This is a genomic window from Oceanobacillus sp. CFH 90083 (assembly GCF_009389585.1).
Lineage (GTDB): Bacteria > Bacillota > Bacilli > Bacillales > Amphibacillaceae > Oceanobacillus.
This window is the reverse complement of the sequence record NZ_VIYG01000040.1, coordinates 1-1,183: the sequence shown is the minus strand read 5'-3', so window position 1 is coordinate 1,183 and position 1,183 is coordinate 1. Positions and strand designations below refer to the sequence as shown.

2 protein-coding genes are annotated in these 1,183 nt (G+C 33.4%); both read left to right on the top strand.

Annotated elements, in window-relative coordinates; genetic code table 11:
* Positions 1-505 precede the first annotated feature (505 nt).
* Complete coding sequence (locus FLK20_RS21385; RefSeq protein WP_255473846.1) at positions 506-832, top strand: HI0074 family nucleotidyltransferase substrate-binding subunit; 327 nt, start codon at positions 506-508, stop codon at positions 830-832.
* The gene (locus tag FLK20_RS21380) at positions 825-1,145 is read left to right on the top strand and encodes a nucleotidyltransferase domain-containing protein (protein WP_152658621.1); all 321 of its coding nucleotides are present in this window, start codon (positions 825-827) and stop codon (positions 1,143-1,145) included. The genes FLK20_RS21385 and FLK20_RS21380 overlap by 8 nt, the downstream gene beginning before the upstream one ends.
* Positions 1,146-1,183 lie beyond the last annotated feature (38 nt).

The following is a 1,183-nucleotide window of genomic DNA, read 5'->3' as shown; positions in this document are numbered from 1 at the left end:
CAATGGATATTTTATTTGCTTCACCGATTGCGATTGTTCTTGCTTTGTTGATTGTTTTATCTCTTTGTTACCCGCTGATTGTCAAGGTTTTTAGGAGGAGAAAAGCGGCGAAATAAAGTGTCATATACAAAAAAAGCGGACATCTATTATCATCAAATAGATGCTGCTTTTTTATTTGTAATTAAGATAAGTATGAAAACCGGATGAAATATCCAGTATTATATATTTTTGATAAAATATTTGGACATGCTTTAAATGTGTAGTTCTATCAAATGAAACAGTATTTTACTCTGCAGTTCAAATGAACTCTTTCGGATTACATTGGTTTGCCCATATAGCTTGCTTTATAGTAAAATACATAGCAATAAGAATGTCACGTTTTATGATGTAGGGAGGAATAATTTATGTCAGTAAGAAAGAGTTTACAGAGTTTAGCTAACTTGGAAAAAGCCATTGGAAGACTGGAAGACTGGAAGAGGCTCTAAATGAAGGTGCAAAGAATAGCTTGTATATCGATGGAACAATCCAACGTTTTGAGTTTACATTTGAGCTTTTTTGGAAAACGTTAAAACGAATGCTTGAAGAAGAAGGTATTGAACCAAAATCCCCTAGAGAGACATTAAAACAAGCGTATGCAGTAGATTGGATTCAAAATGAACAATCTTGGTTGCAAATGTTGCGTGATAGAAATGAAACCTCCTATGTATATGATGAAGAAAAGGCAAGACATATTTATGAAAATATTGTTGGTTATTTCCCCGAAATGAAGGAGACTTTTAAGTTTCTAAAAGGGAAGTATGAAGAAGACGGGAGAAAATCCTGCGATGATTGAGCAAAAAATAAAAGATCAATTATCTAACGTTGGCAACCGTATAAATACCATTAATAAAATTATTCTTTTTGGCTCAAGGTCTGTTGGTGATTATACGCCAAAATCTGATATTGATTTAGCATTTGTTGCTCCAAATATGACGAAGGAAGAATGGGTGGAATTAACGTTTACTTTAGAAGAGGAGTTAGATACACTGCTTTTTTTGGATTTGATTAAGTATGAAGATGCTCCGGAAGATTTAAAAGAGGAGATTATGAAAAGCGGCAGGGTGATCTATTCTAAAGGGGCAGTTTTTGATAGGGAGACTTCTTAGGATATATTTGGCTACAGTACGATTGATTTTTATATTTT